The organism is Caballeronia sp. LZ065 (assembly GCF_031450975.1).
GTDB lineage: Bacteria > Pseudomonadota > Gammaproteobacteria > Burkholderiales > Burkholderiaceae > Caballeronia.
Map to the genome: position 1 here is coordinate 97,137 of NZ_JARUXV010000044.1, position 16,433 is coordinate 113,569.

General features: G+C 65.5%; 14 protein-coding genes. 4 read left to right on the top strand and 10 right to left on the bottom strand.

Going from position 1 to position 16,433, the window contains the following annotated elements; translation table 11 throughout:
- Window positions 1-31: 31 nt before the first annotated feature.
- The 4 genes from QCE63_RS36030 to QCE63_RS36045 all read right to left on the bottom strand — a co-directional run bounded on the left by QCE63_RS36030 (window position 32) and on the right by QCE63_RS36045 (window position 4,255).
- Complete coding sequence (locus QCE63_RS36030) at window positions 32-610, bottom strand: TRAP transporter small permease (RefSeq protein WP_309840124.1); 579 nt, start codon at window positions 608-610, stop codon at window positions 32-34.
- Window positions 611-665: 55 nt separating this feature from the next.
- Window positions 666-1,655: a TRAP transporter substrate-binding protein gene (locus QCE63_RS36035; protein ID WP_309840126.1), complete on the bottom strand. Its 990-nt coding sequence runs from the start codon at window positions 1,653-1,655 to the stop codon at window positions 666-668.
- 184 nt (window positions 1,656-1,839) lie between these two features.
- Window positions 1,840-2,679, bottom strand: coding sequence for a formate/nitrite transporter family protein (locus QCE63_RS36040; protein ID WP_309840128.1), 840 nt, complete (start codon window positions 2,677-2,679; stop codon window positions 1,840-1,842).
- 277 nt (window positions 2,680-2,956) lie between these two features.
- Window positions 2,957-4,255, bottom strand: coding sequence for a nitrate- and nitrite sensing domain-containing protein (locus tag QCE63_RS36045; protein ID WP_309840130.1), 1,299 nt, complete (start codon window positions 4,253-4,255; stop codon window positions 2,957-2,959).
- 145 nt (window positions 4,256-4,400) lie between these two features.
- On the opposite strand from QCE63_RS36045, the gene cynS reads away from it, so the two are divergent.
- From cynS to QCE63_RS36065, 4 genes are all read left to right on the top strand, one after another.
- Complete coding sequence (gene cynS / locus QCE63_RS36050; protein ID WP_404990253.1) at window positions 4,401-4,871, top strand: cyanase; 471 nt, start codon at window positions 4,401-4,403, stop codon at window positions 4,869-4,871.
- A 202-nt stretch (window positions 4,872-5,073) separates the two neighbouring features.
- Complete coding sequence (locus QCE63_RS36055) at window positions 5,074-5,580, top strand: sigma-70 family RNA polymerase sigma factor (RefSeq protein WP_309840134.1); 507 nt, start codon at window positions 5,074-5,076, stop codon at window positions 5,578-5,580.
- A 77-nt stretch (window positions 5,581-5,657) separates the two neighbouring features.
- On the top strand, window positions 5,658-6,665 hold the full coding sequence (locus QCE63_RS36060; RefSeq protein ID WP_309840136.1) for a FecR domain-containing protein: 1,008 nt from the start codon (window positions 5,658-5,660) through the stop codon (window positions 6,663-6,665).
- 135 nt (window positions 6,666-6,800) lie between these two features.
- A complete protein-coding gene (locus QCE63_RS36065; protein WP_309840138.1) occupies window positions 6,801-9,182 on the top strand; it encodes a TonB-dependent siderophore receptor in 2,382 nt (793 codons plus the stop codon).
- On the opposite strand, the gene QCE63_RS36070 is transcribed toward QCE63_RS36065, so the two are convergent.
- The 6 genes from QCE63_RS36070 to bcsE all read right to left on the bottom strand — a co-directional run bounded on the left by QCE63_RS36070 (window position 9,160) and on the right by bcsE (window position 16,432).
- Window positions 9,160-9,399, bottom strand: coding sequence for a hypothetical protein (locus QCE63_RS36070; protein ID WP_309840140.1), 240 nt, complete (start codon window positions 9,397-9,399; stop codon window positions 9,160-9,162). The genes QCE63_RS36065 and QCE63_RS36070 overlap by 23 nt on opposite strands.
- A complete protein-coding gene (gene bcsG, locus QCE63_RS36075) occupies window positions 9,396-10,955 on the bottom strand; it encodes a cellulose biosynthesis protein BcsG (protein WP_309840142.1) in 1,560 nt (519 codons plus the stop codon). Before bcsG ends, QCE63_RS36070 begins: the two co-directional genes overlap by 4 nt.
- Window positions 10,956-11,022: 67 nt before the next feature.
- Window positions 11,023-13,542 carry a UDP-forming cellulose synthase catalytic subunit gene (bcsA, locus tag QCE63_RS36080; RefSeq protein WP_309840144.1) on the bottom strand — a complete coding sequence of 840 codons (2,520 nt, stop codon included), beginning with the start codon at window positions 13,540-13,542 and terminating at the stop codon, window positions 11,023-11,025.
- Complete coding sequence (gene bcsQ, locus QCE63_RS36085; RefSeq protein ID WP_309840145.1) at window positions 13,539-14,306, bottom strand: cellulose biosynthesis protein BcsQ; 768 nt, start codon at window positions 14,304-14,306, stop codon at window positions 13,539-13,541. The genes bcsA and bcsQ overlap by 4 nt, the downstream gene beginning before the upstream one ends.
- A complete protein-coding gene (locus QCE63_RS36090; protein ID WP_309840146.1) occupies window positions 14,303-14,503 on the bottom strand; it encodes a hypothetical protein in 201 nt (66 codons plus the stop codon). Before QCE63_RS36090 ends, bcsQ begins: the two co-directional genes overlap by 4 nt.
- A gap of 3 nt (window positions 14,504-14,506) precedes the next feature.
- Window positions 14,507-16,432: a cellulose biosynthesis protein BcsE gene (gene bcsE, locus QCE63_RS36095; protein WP_309840147.1), complete on the bottom strand. Its 1,926-nt coding sequence runs from the start codon at window positions 16,430-16,432 to the stop codon at window positions 14,507-14,509.
- Window position 16,433: the final 1 nt, after the last annotated feature.

Below are 16,433 nucleotides of genomic sequence, written 5' to 3' on the forward strand. Positions count from 1 at the left end.
ATGCGTTACCTCCGTGTGATCGCCGCTGCGCTCAGCGGATCAGGTTCTTGTCTTCGACCGGCTCGCCGAGCATCAGCTGGCCGAGACGCGCGAGCAGTTGCAACGCGAGCAGCATCGCGCCGAAAGCGACCAGCGCTTCCGGTATCCACAGCGGCGTATTGCTGGCAAGCGAGCGTTCGTCGAGCGTGTAGGCCTGATACGAGAAGTGCGTCATCGCGATGGAGAAGAACGTGGCGAAGGCCAGGCCCGCCGCGCTCGAGATGCATTCGAGCGCCGTCACTACAGCGGGCGACGCGTTCGACAGGAATATCCGCACGCGAATATGGCCGCCGGCACGCAAGGTGAGCGCCGCGCCGAAGGTGAAGGTCACGGCCATCAGGTAGGAGCTGTATTCCCACGCGATCGGAATGTCCTTCGGCAGCCAGCTGACCATGCTCGACAGCGTCCGCACGACGATGCCCGCGATCATCAGCAGACACAGCAGGAACAGACACAGCGCGCCGAGCCAGCCGTCGAGCCGCGCGAGCGTGTCGATCGCGAGCAACGCCTTCTGCGCGAACGCACGGCCGCGGGAGCCCGTGACGTGGGCTCCTGATTCGATGTTTTCCATGATTGATTCGCTCCGCTTCGGTCCGTGGCCGGTGCGAGAAAGAGGATGCGGCTGCTTACTTGCCGGCCGCCTTCAGGTATTGATCCAGCAGCGGCCGGGCGGAAGGAACGGCCTGTTCGAAGGCGGTCCAGCTCGCCTTGCCCTTCGCCGCCATGGCATTGCGCACGTCGGCGGGCGGCGTATAGATCGCCATGCCCTTGTCCTTGAGCATCGTGAAGTTGCGCGTGTCTTCTTCTCTCGCCGCTTCCCAGAACTCAGGCTCGAGCTTCGCCGCGACTTCCTCGATCGCCTTCTGGTCTTTCGGGCTGAGCCTGTTCCATGCGTCGAGATTGACCGTGACACCTTCGAAGTTCGACTGCCAGTTGACGACGTTGCAGAACTTCTGGAAGTCCCAGAACTGTCCGTCCACCGCCGACGAAGTGGACGTCGACACACTGTTGATCACGCCCGTCGACAGCGCCGGCACCACTTCGCCCCATGGAATCTGCGCAGGCGAGGCGCCCAGGCTGCGGAAGAAATCGCTGCCGTTGCGGTCGGTGGTGCGGATCTTCATCGAGCGAAAGGTGTCCGCGTTCGCCAGTTCCGCCTTCGAAAAGATGTTCTGACCAGGCCACGGAATCGTGAACAGCAGCTTCTGGTTGAACTTCTTGAATTCGGCGTCGTAGTAGGGCTTCGAGACGGTGCGGAAGGTCTTCATCTCGTCGAAGCCGGACACCAGGTACGGCACGGAGGACGCGCCGAGAACGGGCGAGACGCCCACTTGCTGCGCGAACTGGAACGAGCCGATCGGCACCAGTCCGTCGCGGATCACGCCGAGCATTTCGGGGCCCTTGAAGCCCAGCTGTCCGCCGGCGTGAACGGAAATCTGCACGTCGTTCTGCGTGGCCGCGGCGACGGCCGCCGCGAATTTCTCGTCCAGTTTCGTCTGGTAATTGCCGGGCGCGTTGGCGGTCGCGAAGTCCCAGTTCACGGCATGCGCGGGCATCGCCGCAAGCGATGCAACGGCGCACGCGCACGCCGCGCCCAGCATTTTCAATCCGTTCATGTCTCACCTGTTCGAAGGGGTTCATCGGCGAGATCGGGCTTCGCCTGACTCGACTTCGATCAGGTTAATCAGCCGGTATGGGACCGGCCAGTTCAAAAAAGAAATGACTTGTTGAATGAAATTCAACGGCGCGGAGGGCGGACTTCGAGCGGCTTCAGCCGCCCTCCATCGGGGCGTTTGGCTCTCACGCCTTGCTCACCCGCACGCTGCGCGCACCCGGCGTACGCGCCGGCGCGGTCTTGTAGTGCGTGCTATACAGCGTCGCGCCGACGAACGTCAAACCGCCGACGAGATTCCCGACGACCGTGGGAATCTCGTTCCACAGCAAATAGTCCATCAGCGTGAAGTGACCGCCGAGCATCAGGCCCGACGGAAACAGGAACATGTTGACGACCGAGTGTTCGAAGCCCATGTAAAAGAACACGAGAATCGGCATCCACATGGCGACGACCTTGCCGGTCACCGACGTCGACAGCATCGCCGCCACCACGCCGGTCGACACCATCCAGTTGCACATCACGCCGCGAATGAAGAGCGTCAGCATGCCCGCCGCGCCGTGCGCCGCATAACCCAGCGTGCGCGCCTCGCCAATCCCGCCGATCTTGTGTCCGATGGCGTTCGGCGCTTCCGAGAAGCCGAACGTGAAGATGATGGCCATGAACAGGGCCACGGTCAGTGCGCCCGCGAAGTTGCCGATGAACACCAGCGACCAGTTGCGCATCACGCCGCCCCACGTTGCGCCGGGACGGCCATCGAGCACGGCGAGCGGCGCGAGCGTGAACACGCCGGTGAGCAGGTCGAAGCCCAGCAGATACAGCATGCAGAAGCCCACTGGAAACAGCAGCGAGCCGACCAGCGCATTGCCCGTGTTGATGGTGATGCTGACCGCGAACGCCGCCGCCAGCGCAAGGATGGCGCCGGCCATGTAGGCGCGGATCAACGTATCGCGGGTGGACATCAGCAGCTTGGACTCGCCTGCATCGATCATCTTCGGAACGAACTCGGCGGGAGACAGGTAGGCCATGGGGGTACTCGCTTTGAAATGCCAAAAAAAAACCGCGCACGGGCAACGCATTCACATGCGTGACCTGGTGCGCGGACTTCGTTATCCACGGGTTGACGCGCAGCGTGATGCCTGCACGACGATCAAACCACCGTTAGCTTGATGCCCTCTAAAAGCACCTTCCATACCATGCAGCGTTCACACCGGTATGACGGGGCGTGCGTACCGATCGTGCATTTGCGGCTGCACTGCGGAAGTGCTTCGGCGCATTGGCGGGACCAATGTAGTGCAGGCGTGCTCAGGAAGAGCGCTTGTCCGCCCGCGCATGACCCGGCGAGAAACTCACCGTCTCCGGCGAAATCAGGATCTCTTCAGCAAGCTCGACGAGCGAGCGGTTGCGGTCCATCGAGGTCTTCTGCAACAGCCTGAAGGCGACGTCCTCGCTGAGACCATGACGCGCCATCAACGCGTGCTTCGCCCGCTGCACGAGCTTGCGTTCATGCAGTGCGCGGCGTGCTTCGTCGAGTTCGACTTCCATGCGCGCGAGCCGTGCCGACTGCGCCTCCAGCACCGACTTCAGGCTGCTGATCGTGGCGCGGTCCGCGCCGATCAGCGTGTCCGACGGGACCGGCGCGCCATCGCCTGCAAAGAAATGATCGAGCGCCTGCGCGTGCGTGGGCGGCGTGTCGCGCAACGCCTGCAACAGCGCTTCGGAGTCGCGCAGCGCCTGTTGCGCGAGCGCGATGGACGCATCGCACGCCGCGCGGCCGAGCGCCGTCAGCGCGAGTTGCAGATGCCACAGGTCGGTGATGCGCGCACTGCTGGCATCGAACCAGGATTCGGTCAGCGATGCATCGAGCGCCTCGCCCGCCTGCGCGCCGCACAGGATGCGCCGCAGCCGCATCAGCGCGCCCGCGTGCGGCGTGAGCGCACGGCGGGTCCACCAGTCGGCCTGCGCGGCATCGGCGAAATTCTCGAAGACGTCGAGACTGCTGTCCTGTGCGTGGATCAGATGCAGCAAGCGTTGCTGCTGGTCCGCCGGGAAGCCGCCCGACGCGAACATATGCGCGCCTACCGCGCGTTCCTGTCCCGCTTCTTCCTTGCCCTGCACCACATGCACCAGCGCGACGAGCAGCCGCGAAATGGCCGGCTCGGGCGCGCCGTCGGCCAACTGGAACACGAGCTCCATCAAGCCGCCGATCACCTTGCTGAAGGCCAATACGGAAGCCGGCGCGGACATCCCGCGACGGTCGATCCGTCCACGCAATGCATCGAGCGAGTCGAGGTCGAGCAACACCCATGCGATCAGCGCGAGCATGCGTGACGACGCATCGCGCTCCGGCGCGAGCTGGAGTTCGAGATGCGCCTGCAATTGTGCAGCGAGCGGCGCAAGCTCGCCGCGCGCCGTCATGCGCTCTTCGCTGAAGCGCTTGCCGCCGGACGCGAGAAAGATGCTCGTGATGCCGCGTTCGCGTTGCAGGACGTGAATGGTGCGGCCGATGAGATCGACGAGTTTGATACGGTCAGCCAGCAGCTGCAACGAGGCGATCTCTCGTTGCTTGGCGCGCAGCGCGAACTGCGATGCGGGTGCGAACATCGTTGTTGAAAAAACTGGATGCGAGTTGTGCGGATTGTAGTCCGGACAATATTCACCGCGACACCAGCGTGACTTCAAAGCACGGACGCCGGATTTTTGAAGTGTTCAACTGTGCTTCCCGCTGTTCGAATCGACAGGAGGAAACATCATGCAATCGCAGATCTCGCCGTTGTCGCGTGCCACGCTGAGCGAGGCGCTCGTCGCAGCCAAGGCGCGCCTGGGCCTGACCTATGCCGAACTCGCGGAAGGCACCGGCCTGAGCGTGCCCTACGTCACGGCGGCGATTCTCGGCCAGCATCCGCTGCCGGAACAGGCCGCACAGCGCGTCGCCGGGAAGCTCGGCATGGACGGCGACGCCGCCGCGCTGCTGCAAACGATTCCCCTGCGCGGCAGCATCCCCGGCAATGTGCCGACTGACCCGACCATCTATCGCTTCTACGAAATGGTCCAGGTCTACGGCACGACGCTGAAGGCGCTCGTGCACGAAGAGTTCGGCGACGGCATCATCAGCGCGATCAACTTCCGCATCGACATCAAGAAGGTGGACGACCCGGAAGGCGGATCGCGTGCGGTCATCACGCTGGACGGCAAGTTCCTGCCGTACAAGCCCTTCTGAGCGGACGCGCGATGGCGCGACGACGAGCTTGCTCGTCGCGCTGCCGTCACTCGGCCAGAAGCGACCCGATCACCCGATCCACACTTTTAGCTTGTCTGGTTAGTTCATTCTAAACGATAATAATTCTCATTGATGCAGAAATCCATGTGCGTGACCTTCACCCGTCCCCTGGATCGAGCCCGGACAAACCAACTCTCTTCCAGTGGTCGAACGCTATTACCGCGAGCTGTTGCGCTTTCTTTCACGGCGAGTGAAGGACACGGACACGGCATCGGACATCGCTCAGGAAAGCTACGCCCGCGTGCTGGCGCTACATGCGTCGGGCACGGCGATCCATGATGCGCGCGGCCTCCTGTATCGCACGGCGCGCAACCTCGTCATCGACACGTTCAGGCGCGCGAGCGTGCGCACGCAGCATGTCGTGGAGCTTGACGACGACCATGAACCGCTCGCCGACCCCTGCACCCAGCCCGAACATGCGTGGGAAGCGACGCAGCGCACGCGGATGCTGATCGGGGCTATCGAGGCATTGCCGCCGCGCTGCCGTGAAGCGTTCATGCTGCATCGGTTCGATGGCCTGAGCCATCTCGAGATCGCCGCGCGCATGGGGATTACGCGCAACATGGTCGAGAAGCACATCATTCGCGCCGTGCTGGCCTGCCGGAGGGAACTGGCGGCCTGGGATGGTACAGTCCGCACCGACGATTGATCGCACCCCCGCCCCCACGATGTCAGGTATTCGCCTCGTCATGCGTCTTCATCCTCATGCGCGCTGACGACAAGACCATGAGACGACCCACTCTTCCCACCGACGCTTCCTCACACGACGACGACGTCGTACAGCAGGCCGCGACCTGGTTCGTCCAGCGCCGGGAGCGAACCGATGCAGCCGGCGACGCCGCGTTCGCCGCGTGGCTCGCGAAACGCGCGGCGCATCGCGAGGCTTACGACAGGATCGCGGCGACCTGGGCGGCGCTCGGCGCTCTGCGTGAAGAAGACATTGCGCGCCTGACGCCCAGGCCCGCATCGCCGGGCCGCCGTTTCTTCGTGCCGCGCTTCGCGCTGGCGGGCACGGCGGTCGCCATGGCGGGCGGCGCGCTCGGCTGGAAGCTGCTGCGCGACGAATGGCTGCGCACGCCCACCTACGCACAGCGCTTCGAGACGCGCCGTGGCGAGCTTCAGACCGTGTCGCTCCCCGACGGCAGCACCGTGCAACTCGATACCGCCACGCAACTCGAAGCGCGCTTCTTCCCGGACCGCCGCGAGGTGCGGTTGACGCATGGACAAGCGATGTTCACGGTGGCATCGGATGCACGGGCGCCGTTCAACGTGTTCGCGCGCTCCGTGACAGTCACGGTGATCGGCACCCGCTTCGCCGTGCGCTGCACGGACACGGGCCTCGAACGCGGCAATGTGCGGATCGACGTGGAGGAAGGACGCGTGCGCGTGGCAGCGGCGTCGCCGCCCTTGGTCGAACTGGTTGCAGGGCAGACCGTTGTCACCGATGCCGCGGGCCGCCTCGAACCGGTTGCGTCCGTTTCTCCCGCCGACGTCGGCGCATGGCGCGAAGGCCGCGTCAGTTTCGACGACACCACGCTCGCACACGCGCTTCAGGAATTCGAGCGCTATACGGCGCTGCATGTGGTCATCGCCGATCCCTCGGTGGCCGCGATGCATCTGACCGGCAGCTTCGACGTCAGGCAGGCCGCGAGCTTCATTCGTGCGTTGCCGCGCGTGCTGCCGGTGCGCGTGCGCAGCCATGGCGACATGACCGAGATCGTGCGCGCCGTCTGAGCGTGCCATCCGCGAAAAAAATGTCGATATCGATGTCAGGGTCCGCGGCAGCGCTGCGTCTTCTCCGGTAGTGCCTTTAATTCATTACCGTTGGAGATGTCGTTGATGCCGCACCCTCGCCTTCCGCGGACCGCCATGACGGCGGCCGTCGTTCTTGCCGTCGCGTCGTTCAATGCGTCCGACGCACGCGCTCAAACACCGTCCGCCGCAACCGCTGCCGCGAGCTTCGACTTCGCGATTCCGGCGCAACCGCTCGGCGGCGCCTTGAACCAGCTTGCACGCACCGCCCGCGTGCAGATGCTGGTCGAGCCTTCGCTGGTGGCGAACCGCACCGCGCCTGCCGTGACAGGACGCATGACCGTGTCGCAGGCGCTTGGACGCGTGCTTGACGGCAGCCCGCTCGTCGCGGACACGGAAGGCAGCACGGTGACCATTCGCCATGCAGCGCCCGCCGCGACGACTCAAGCCAGCAGCACGGATGCAACCTTGCCTGCCGTGAGCGTGACGGCAAACGCGGACAACGTGCAGCCGCCCACCGAAAAGACCGGCGCTTATACCATCCGCTCGACCACGGCAGGCAGCAAGATTGCGCTGGCACCGAAGGAAACGCCGCAATCGGTATCCGTGCTCACGCGCGCCGAGATGAACGACTTCCAGCTGAACAGCGTGAACGATGCATTGCGTCACGTGACGGGCGTGACCGTGGAGCCGTACGACTCGTATGCGACCGACTTCATGTCGCGCGGCTTTCACATCACGAACCTGCAATTCGACGGCGTCGGCACGCCGCTCGAATACACGTCGCAGTATGGCGACATCGACACGGCACTGTATGACCGCATCGAGGTATTGCGGGGCGCGGACGGACTGAATGCGGAGACGGGCAACCCGTCGGCGACGGTGAACTTCGTCCGCAAGCGGCCGACTTACCAGTTCCAGGCATCGGGCAACGTGTCGTATGGATCGTGGGACACGAAACGAGTGGACGTCGATATTTCCGGTCCGCTCAATCAGGCCGGCACCGTGGCCGGCCGTCTGGTCGCGGTGCATCAGGACGGCAATTCCTGGACCGACCGCCTGCAGCCGAGCAAGGATATCGTCTACGGCGTCGTCGAGGCGAACCTCACGCCGAGCACGCTGGCCACCGTGGGCTTCAGCTACGAATCGAACCGTCTGAAGGGCGCGAGCTGGGGCGGCCTGCCCTTGCTCGATGCAGCGGGCAATCAACTCAGCTACGGCGTCGGCGCGAGCATGGCGCCGAAATGGGCCTACTTCAACACGCAGGAACAGCGGGCCTTCGCCGAACTGAGCCAGCAACTCGGTTCGCGCTGGACCTGGAAGACGACCGTCAATTACAACGACATCTACAACAACGCCAAATTCTTCTATCCGTACGGTTCGCTGAATGCCGACGGCTCCGGCGTCAATTCGTACACGTCGTCGTATGTGTCGTCGAACCACCAGCTGGTGCTGGATTCGAACGTCACCGGCAAGATCGATCTGTTCGGCCGCACGCATGACCTCGTGTTCGGCGCCAATTTCTCGCGCTCGCAGTTCTCGAATCCGTCCGCTGAAGGCGACGGCGACGGCGTGCCCGTCGCCTACGCCGACCTCCTGGCGGGCACCTATCCGGAGCCGTCCTTTGGCGCCGCGACGTCGCACGTCAACTATCTCGACGTGCGCCGCTCGCTCTATGCATCGTCGCGCTGGAGCCTGACGGACCGCGCGCATCTTCTTCTCGGGATCAACTATACGCAGGCCGCCAGCAGCGGCAGTTCGGACGGCGCGGGCTACAACCAGCAATCGGCAGGTTCGGCGCCCTATATCGGCCTGACCTACGATCTGACGCGGCAAATCACTGCCTACGCCAGCTTCACGAAGATCTTCAATCCGCAAACCGATCTCGACGTCAACAACCAGTTGCTCGGTCCGGCGCGCGGACGCAGCGTGGAAGCCGGCATCAAGGGCGCGTTCCTCGACAACCGCCTGAATACCTCGCTGACGGTGTATCGGATTCACCAGTCGAACGTCGCGACGCAGGCCGGCTTCAATCCGGACACGGCGAACTACTATTACTCGGCGGGCGACGCGACCTCGCAAGGCATCGAAGCGGAGATTGCCGGGCAACTGACGCATGACTGGAACGTCAGCGCGGGCGCGACCATCCTGCGGGTCTACGACAACACCGGGCAATCCACGCAGTTGTTCGTGCCGCGCAAGTCGGCGCATCTCTCGACCACATATCGGCTGCCCTGGCTCGATCACAAGCTCATGCTCGGCAGCAGCGTGCGCTGGCAAAGCGCCACACGTTACGTGGAGGAAGGTTTGGGAACGGCGTATCAGGGCTCGTATGTCGAACTCGACCTGATGGCCCGCTACGATGTGAACCGCCACTTCAGCATCACCGGCACGTTGAACAACGCGCTCAACCGGAAGTACTGGGCCACGACGGAATACAGCTATGGCACGTATGGCGCGCCGATCAATGGCAGCGTCAATCTGACCTGGCGGTACTGAGCGCAGCAAGCGGCGCTTCGTGGTTCGCAGCGCCCTGCGCAGGCGCGAGACCCATCAGCCGCGCGAGCGTCGTCCAGCGTCGCAGCGCCGCGCGGTATTCATCATCGGCTTGGGCATCGAAATAACGTGCGGCGTCGAGCCCTTCCAGCTTGTGCGCCAGCGCCGCAACGTCATGCTGTCCGCGTGGCGGCTTCGCGCCCTGCAACGCATCGCTCATTTCTGCTCCAGCCATACGCCGTCCGGCGTCTTCACGACATAGCCGTTTGCCGTCTTCATCGTGACGGTGCCTTCGTTCTCGCCGATCATCGGCGTTTGCGGGAGATTGGCCGCATATTGCGAGAGCGTCACGCCCGGCTTGAACGGGCTGTTCGACACCAGGTTCGACAACAACTGCGCGACCGCGAGGAAGCTGGTCGGCTGATCGACGACGGTGGTCGGCCCATGATTGCCCGTGAAGCCGACCAGACGCACGCCCACCGGTCCATGCACGACGGAAGGCGTCGGAATCTCGCGCAGGCCGGCGACCTGATTGTTGTCGCCGCGCAGGGCCGCGCCGTGTTCGGGCACGAACAGGATCACTGCGCGCCGGCCCGATTGCTGGATCAGATCGGCGAAACGGTCGAAGTCGCTCATCAGCTTGTTGACGCGCACCGGATACGACTCCAGGCTCGTGAGCTTGCTGTTGGGAAGCTTGTTGCCGTCGTGCAGGCTGATGGTGTTGTAGTAGAGCGCGACCGGACCCGGCACCTGCGCGCGTTGCGCATACCAGTTCGCCAGCGTGCCGTAGTCGTCCATGATCGGCGAGCCGTCGAACGCATGCATGCCGACCTGCGCGCCGGTGTTGGGCACCATCGTCACGTTCGGCACGCCGAGATTGTCCTTCACCACCTGCGTGAAATTGTCGAAGTGACCATCGTGATTGAAGGTCACTTGCGGCGTATAGCCCGCTTGCGCAAGGTCGGCCATCAGGTGGCATTGCGCGGGTGCGTCCTTGTACAGGTCCGCATGCGCTTCCTGTCCGCACGCCGCGCGCAATACGCGGATCGCGGCGGGACCGCTATAGCTCGCCGCCGTGCTGAAGTTCGTGAACAGATAGTCGAAGTGCGAGAGGAACGGATGATTGCGCTCCTTCGATACATCGAGGTCGTCCCACGAGAGCGAGCAGATATGCAGAACGATGACATCGAACTGTTCCTTCTGATCCGCCGACAGATGCCCGAAGCTCACCTGCCGCTGCGATTCCTTCGCGCGGAAAGCGGCGAGCGTCGCGTTATAGTCCAGCGGGCCGCTCGACGGCCCAGTGCCCGCCGCAGCCACGGCCGTGTCTTGCGGCGCGGCATGCAGGCGCGCGAGCACGGCGTTCGCGCCTTGCCACATCGGCAGCGCGAGCAACGCAATGATCACGAAGGTCGCCACGCGCAGCCAGCGGTTGACGACGAGATACGCGACCAGCCCGCACAACGCGACGACGATCAGCATCGGCGGAAGAAAGCGCGGCAGCAGTTCGAGCCAATAGTCGAAGCTGAAGGTGCGCAGATTGCCGAACTCCTCGACGATGCGCGCAAACGGCGGCACGTTCGCCTCGCGATACATGAGCGGCAGGCCAATCGCCAGTCCGGCGACGAGCCGCACCGCGCGCCACAGTCGCGCGCGCAGCGGCGAACTCATCGCGAGCGCCAGCGCGAACGCAATGTTCGCCCACCACAGCGGTTGCAGATGGCCCGTGGAGAACAGCGCCAGCTTGATGATGAAATACAGGTTCCAGAATGTCATTGTCGTGCTCGTGTTTGGCGCGCCCTTTCCTGAACGGCGCGCCGTGCAAATCTTTTGAACGCCGCGTTCAATAGCGCGCCCGGTCCAGCGACAGCCATGCGAGCAACGTGCGCCGCGCGCCGTCGAACAGACGCGCATAGCCTTCGAAGCCCATCAGCAACACTTCCTTCAGGCCCTTGAGCGGCGCATCTTTCTCGCTGTGATCTTCCCAGTCGAGCCACGCATCGGCACGGCCGAACGTGCATTGCACGAGCCGGCGTTCCTGTTCCAGCGTGAGCGCATCGAACTGCACGCCCAGATGCGCGCCCGCATGCCGCGACACGCGCACCGGAAAATGGAACGGCCGCTCGCCGCGCGTCACCACGACGCCGAGCGTATCGCCCGCGCGCAGGTCCAGCGCGCCCGCTTCCACGACGAGACCGAGACCGCCCGTCGAGTAGTCGCTCGTGCGGCACGCAACCGTGCTGCCGTCGTTGAGCACGAGCGTGGCGGGCATGTTCATCGCAATGCGGTGCGTGACGCGCACCTGCCGCGCCTCGCGCGCGACGCTCACCGCCGCGCCCAGCATCACGAGGTTGTAGAGCGTCCAGAAAACGTTCATCAGGATGGTCGCGGCTTCGTCGCCGGCATTAAAGGCGAGGCGGTAGAGACCGAAGGCCATCGCCGCCGCGTTCAGGCCGAGCAGGATCAGATACGGCTTGCTCATCGCCCAGTCGAGATAGGTCTGGTCGATGCGGCCGCCCTTGTCCGTCACATTGAACTTGCCGTGCTTCGGGCTGAAGAACGCGATGGTGGTCGGCAGCGCGATGTACCACGCCAGCACGGACTCATACACTTCGGCCCAGAACGAGTGGCGGTACTTGCCCTGCATGCGCGAGTTCGCGATGTTCGCAATCACGATGTACGGCAGCACGAAGCCCGCAATCGTGGTCGCCGCCGCGTTGATGAAGTACATCTGGAAAAACAGGTACCACATCGGCATGGTGAGGAACACCAGGCGCGGGATGCCGTAGAAGAAGTGCAGCATCGCGTTGCCGTAGCACAGGCGCTGGAAGAAGCCGAGGCCCCGGCCAATGAACGGATTGTCGATGCGGAAGATCTGCGCCATGCCGCGCGCCCAGCGCGTGCGCTGCTTGATGTGGCTCGCGAGCGATTCGGTGGCGAGACCCGCAGCCTGCACGGTCGGCAGATACGCCGTCGTATAGCCGCGCCGATGCAGCTTGAGCGCCGTATGCGCATCTTCCGTCACGGTTTCCACGGCGATGCCGCCCACCTCTTCCAGCGGCGCGCGCTTGATGACCGCGCACGAGCCGCAGAAGAAGGTGGCGTTCCACAGGTCGTTGCCGGCCTGCACGAGACCATAGAACAGGCTGCCTTCGTTCGGGACGCGGCGGAAGGTGCCGAGATTGCGTTCGAACGGGTCGGGCGAGAAGAAATGATGCGGCGTCTGCACCATCGCGCATGCTGGATCGGCGAAGAAGGTGCCCATCGTCGCTTGCAGGAAGGAGCGTGTGGGCACGTGATCGCAATCGAAGATCGCGATGTAGTCGCCCTGCGTCTTCGCCAGCGCGCGGTTGATGTTGCCCGCCTTCGCGTGCTGGTTGTCATCGCGCGTGATGTAGCCGATGCCCGCCTCGCGCGCGAGCGCCTCGAACTCGGGCCGGTGGCCGTCGTCGAGCAGATAGATGCGCAGTTTGTCCGCCGGCCAGTCGATGCCCTGCGCCGCGAACAGCGTCGGCTTCACGACCGCGAGCGGTTCGTTGTAGGTCGGAATATAGACGTCGACGCTCGGCCACAGGGCGGGATCGGCGGGCAGCATCGATACCTTGCGGTCGAGCGGCCAGGCCGTCTGGATGAAGCCGAACAGCAGGATCATCCACGTATAGGCTTCGGCGGCGAAGAGCGCGTAACCCACCACCGCTTCTCCCGGCGTGCGGAAGTCGAGCGTCTGCGTGGTGCGCCACCAGACATAGCGCGCGGTGACGAGCAGCGCGATGGCCGCGAGAATCAGCACCGGCATGCGTCCGGGAATGCGGCGGATGACCAGCGCCACGCCGATCAGCACGGCAAAGAAGCCGAACTGCCCATGGCCCGCGAGCGGCGAGGTGCCGACCAGCGCCCACAGCAGCAGCCCGATGGCGGCCAGCACAGGCAGCAGGAAACGCACGCGGCCGAGGCCGTTCGCGCCGCCTTCGAGATGCGCGCCCCAGCGAGACCATGGCAGCTTGTCGATCTGTGCCTCGATCGCGCGTTTCGCCCACGCCAGCGCGTGTCCAATGGGCGCCGACACCCTTCCAAGCACGCGCGACATGGCGGCGAGACGCACGCGCGCGCGCTTCGCGTCGGCACGCGGCGGCCGCACGAACGCGCGCAGCAGCCACGCCCACGGATTGCGCACGTCCATGACACCCCACTCGCGCGCCCACGTCAGCACGAAGGCCCGCAGCAGTTCACGCGCGATGTCGCGACGGCCCGCGCGCGGCGGCTTGAAAAATATCCGGATCCACCAGTCGATCGCCGAACGCGTGTCCGGCACGCCGAGTCCGCGCGCGATCCAGTCGATAGCGTGCTTGCGAAAGGGCTTCATGCCGTCACGTCCGCTGTTTTCGCGGGCAGCCACGCATCGAGTTCATGCGCGAGCCCATGCAGGTCGTGCGATGCCTGCGAATGCGGCGCTTCGTCGAACAGCCAGGCGCCGCGCGAGAAGGCTTCGGGCAGCGCGGCATCGACATGGATGCGCTGTGCGAGCAACGCGCCGTGCGAGGCGACCCGCAGCATCGCCAGCAGATCGCGCTGCATCTCGCGCGCGGGGTTCAGCCGGTTCACGACCAGCCGCACGTCGGCACAGGTTTCGCGCAGCGCGGCCAGACGCGCGACCAGCGTCGCGCAGGCGGCGGGTTCGGGCGGCGTCACGCACAGGACGAGATCGGCGGCGCGCACGGCGTGATCCGCCTGGGGTGACGGATAGCGCGGCGTATCGAGCAGCACCACGCCCGTTTCCGGCAAGCCAATCTCGCCCAGCGCGCGTTCGAGCCAGCGCGGCTGCGCCGCGAGCTGGGCATCGCACGCGGCGGCTTCGGCGAGCGTCACCTGGCCATGCGGCACGAACAGCACGCCGTCTTCGTTGCGGAAGGTGTGATCGTGCCAGTGACGCGCCGCGCCGGTCAGCGCCTGAGCGATACCGGACGGCGGCAATTCGTCGAGACCGAGATGCGCGCCCAGCATGTTCTGCGGATCCAGATCGAGCGCGACCACCTCGCGTCCCGCGCGGGCCAGCAAGGTTGCGAGCGCGGCGGCAAGCGTCGTGCGGCCCGCGCCGCCCGCCGTGGAAATCAGGGCGATGGTTTTCATGAGCGAGCCTCGTCGCTGCGCTCGGGCAGCAGGCGCGCGTTGAGCGCGACCGGTTCGATCATGCATGACACCGCATCGCGCGGATCGAAGCCGCGCAGATCGGCCAGGCCGCGCCGCGCGCTCGCGCGTTGCCAGATCATCCACGCGGGCACGCCCGCGAGCGCGCCGATCATCACGGAGAACAACAGGATGTCCATGGTTCAATTCCTCGGTTCGGCGAGCGGCATGCGCGCAGGCACCGCGCGGCGCACGCGTTGCTTGCCGTGCAGTTCGTCGAGCGCCGCGTGCCGGCGGGTGTCCTCGTGCAGCGCGTGTTCGATTGCCGCGAGTTCAGCGCGGGCGCGCTCGATGGAATCGGCTGCTTGCGGTTCTTGCTCAACGTGTGCGATCTGGGGTCGTGAAGACGCTGCGAACAAATCCGTATAGTCCGCAGCGGGCGCGCGCCGGTTCGCGGCTTCGAGCACCTGCAACGCTGCTTCGATCTGCTCGTTCGCCAGATAGGTCACGTCCTTCGCGATGCTCTCCACCGGCGCCGTGAAGATGCGCGCCAGCGCGGCGCCTGCATCGGCTTGACGGCAACCGAACAGGAACACATAGAGATGCGTGGCGTCCGCCGTGAAGACATCGCCCGCGCGGCGCGGATGGCACTGCCCCAGCGCCTCGACGTGCGCGAGCGCGGGCGGCAGCGTGAGCCGGGCCAGCACGTGCGGCAGACGCAGCAGCGCGCCGCGCGCCAGCGCGCCATGGGTGTGCGCGCAGAAGGCGGCGAGGTTGAGATAACCGAGCGCGGCATCCGCGAGCGACGCGGCCAGCGCCGTGCGATAGTCCGGCACCAGCGCGCGCGTATAGAGCTGTCCTTGCAACGACTGCAACAGCGATTCGAGCCGTGAGAACGGCACGTCGCGTCCGACAACCAGATTCGCGCCCAGGCTCAGCATCAGCAGTTCGTATTGATGACGCAGCACTTCGCCGCGCTCCACCACCGCGATTTTCAGCGCGCGGCCGCAGCGGCGGCGCAGCGTATGCACGGCGGCGCACAGCGCGTCCAGTTCCGCGCGGTTGCGATACGCCAGCACGATGGTCGCGCCGCGCGCGCCCTCGCATTCGGCGACCACGGCATCGCGATCCGCCAGTACCTCCCAGTCGTGCGGCACGCCGGCCTGAGCGCCGGTGACGGCATGGCAGGTCACGACGCGCTGTTCATCGCGAGCGAGACGCGACTGCTGCCCGGCCTGATCCGTCGCGACGCGCTCCTGCGGTGCGACGGTCAGGCGGCCATCGCCGGTGAAGCGCAGCGCGCGCACGTCGCCGGTGACGAGCGCCTTGCCCGCGCGCCAGAAATCCACTTGCCACAGCAGTTCGCCATGCGAGCGGCGCACCCGCGCGACGCCCGCGCACGCGCCGTTCAGTTCGCTGCGGCCGGCGTAAGGCGGGGCGTCGTCGAGGTCGTCTTCCTCCTCGCCGGCGTTCGGGCCGAGCAGCAGCACCATCGTGATGCCGCGCGAAGCGCACCAGCCCGACAACAGACGTCCTTCCCGCGCCAGCGCGGCCTGATCGTTCCAGCTGAACCAGCGCCCGGCGCCTTCGACAAACACCAGCGCGCCGCGCCGCAAGCCAAAACGCTTCAGCGCGCGCAGTCCGCCGAACAGCCGCGCGAACGCGGGCGGCTCGGTTACGGGGCCTTCTGCGCCGGCTTCGGTGGGCGCATCGGCCGGCATCGCCAGCACGTTCAGATGACGCGGCCAGCCCTGCGCCGCCGCGCCGGAGAAACCGAGTTCGCGCAGGCGAGCAGCCGCTTGCGCCCGCTCGCGCGCCAGCACGACCGTCACGTGGCGCGTGTTCGCGGCGCGCGCGCTGGACCAGATCAGCGCGTCGCATTCCGGCGATCCCGGCGTAACGTGCACGGCATGCAGCGCGCCTGGCGCGAGCGTCGCGAGATCGTCGGGCAAAGCCTCGATGGCGAGCCGGCTCGCCGTGTGCTCGCCTTCGGTCAGGCGTCCGCGCAACCACTGCGCGAGCGCGGCGAACACGCCGCTTCCGCCGTGGCGGTCAGTCTCGTTGCTCACGTCGGTCTGTCCTGCTTTCGATGACGCGTCGCGCGCGTCGCTCAGGGGGGTCGGATGCATG

Bases quoted from the DNA above. Each gene is read 5' to 3' on its own strand.
- QCE63_RS36030 (WP_309840124.1), bottom strand. From the start codon at position 610: ATGGAAAACATCGAATCAGGAGCCCACGTCACGGGCTCCCGCGGCCGT.
- QCE63_RS36035 (WP_309840126.1), bottom strand. From the start codon at position 1,655: ATGAACGGATTGAAAATGCTGGGCGCGGCGTGCGCGTGCGCCGTTGCA.
- QCE63_RS36040 (WP_309840128.1), bottom strand. From the start codon at position 2,679: ATGGCCTACCTGTCTCCCGCCGAGTTCGTTCCGAAGATGATCGATGCA.
- QCE63_RS36045 (WP_309840130.1), bottom strand. From the start codon at position 4,255: ATGTTCGCACCCGCATCGCAGTTCGCGCTGCGCGCCAAGCAACGAGAG.
- QCE63_RS36060 (WP_309840136.1), top strand. From the start codon at position 5,658: ATGAGACGACCCACTCTTCCCACCGACGCTTCCTCACACGACGACGAC.
- QCE63_RS36065 (WP_309840138.1), top strand. From the start codon at position 6,801: ATGACGGCGGCCGTCGTTCTTGCCGTCGCGTCGTTCAATGCGTCCGAC.
- QCE63_RS36070 (WP_309840140.1), bottom strand. From the start codon at position 9,399: ATGAGCGATGCGTTGCAGGGCGCGAAGCCGCCACGCGGACAGCATGAC.
- bcsG (WP_309840142.1), bottom strand. From the start codon at position 10,955: ATGACATTCTGGAACCTGTATTTCATCATCAAGCTGGCGCTGTTCTCC.
- bcsA (WP_309840144.1), bottom strand. From the start codon at position 13,542: ATGAAGCCCTTTCGCAAGCACGCTATCGACTGGATCGCGCGCGGACTC.
- bcsQ (WP_309840145.1), bottom strand. From the start codon at position 14,306: ATGAAAACCATCGCCCTGATTTCCACGGCGGGCGGCGCGGGCCGCACG.
- QCE63_RS36090 (WP_309840146.1), bottom strand. From the start codon at position 14,503: ATGGACATCCTGTTGTTCTCCGTGATGATCGGCGCGCTCGCGGGCGTG.
- bcsE (WP_309840147.1), bottom strand. From the start codon at position 16,432: ATGCATCCGACCCCCCTGAGCGACGCGCGCGACGCGTCATCGAAAGCA.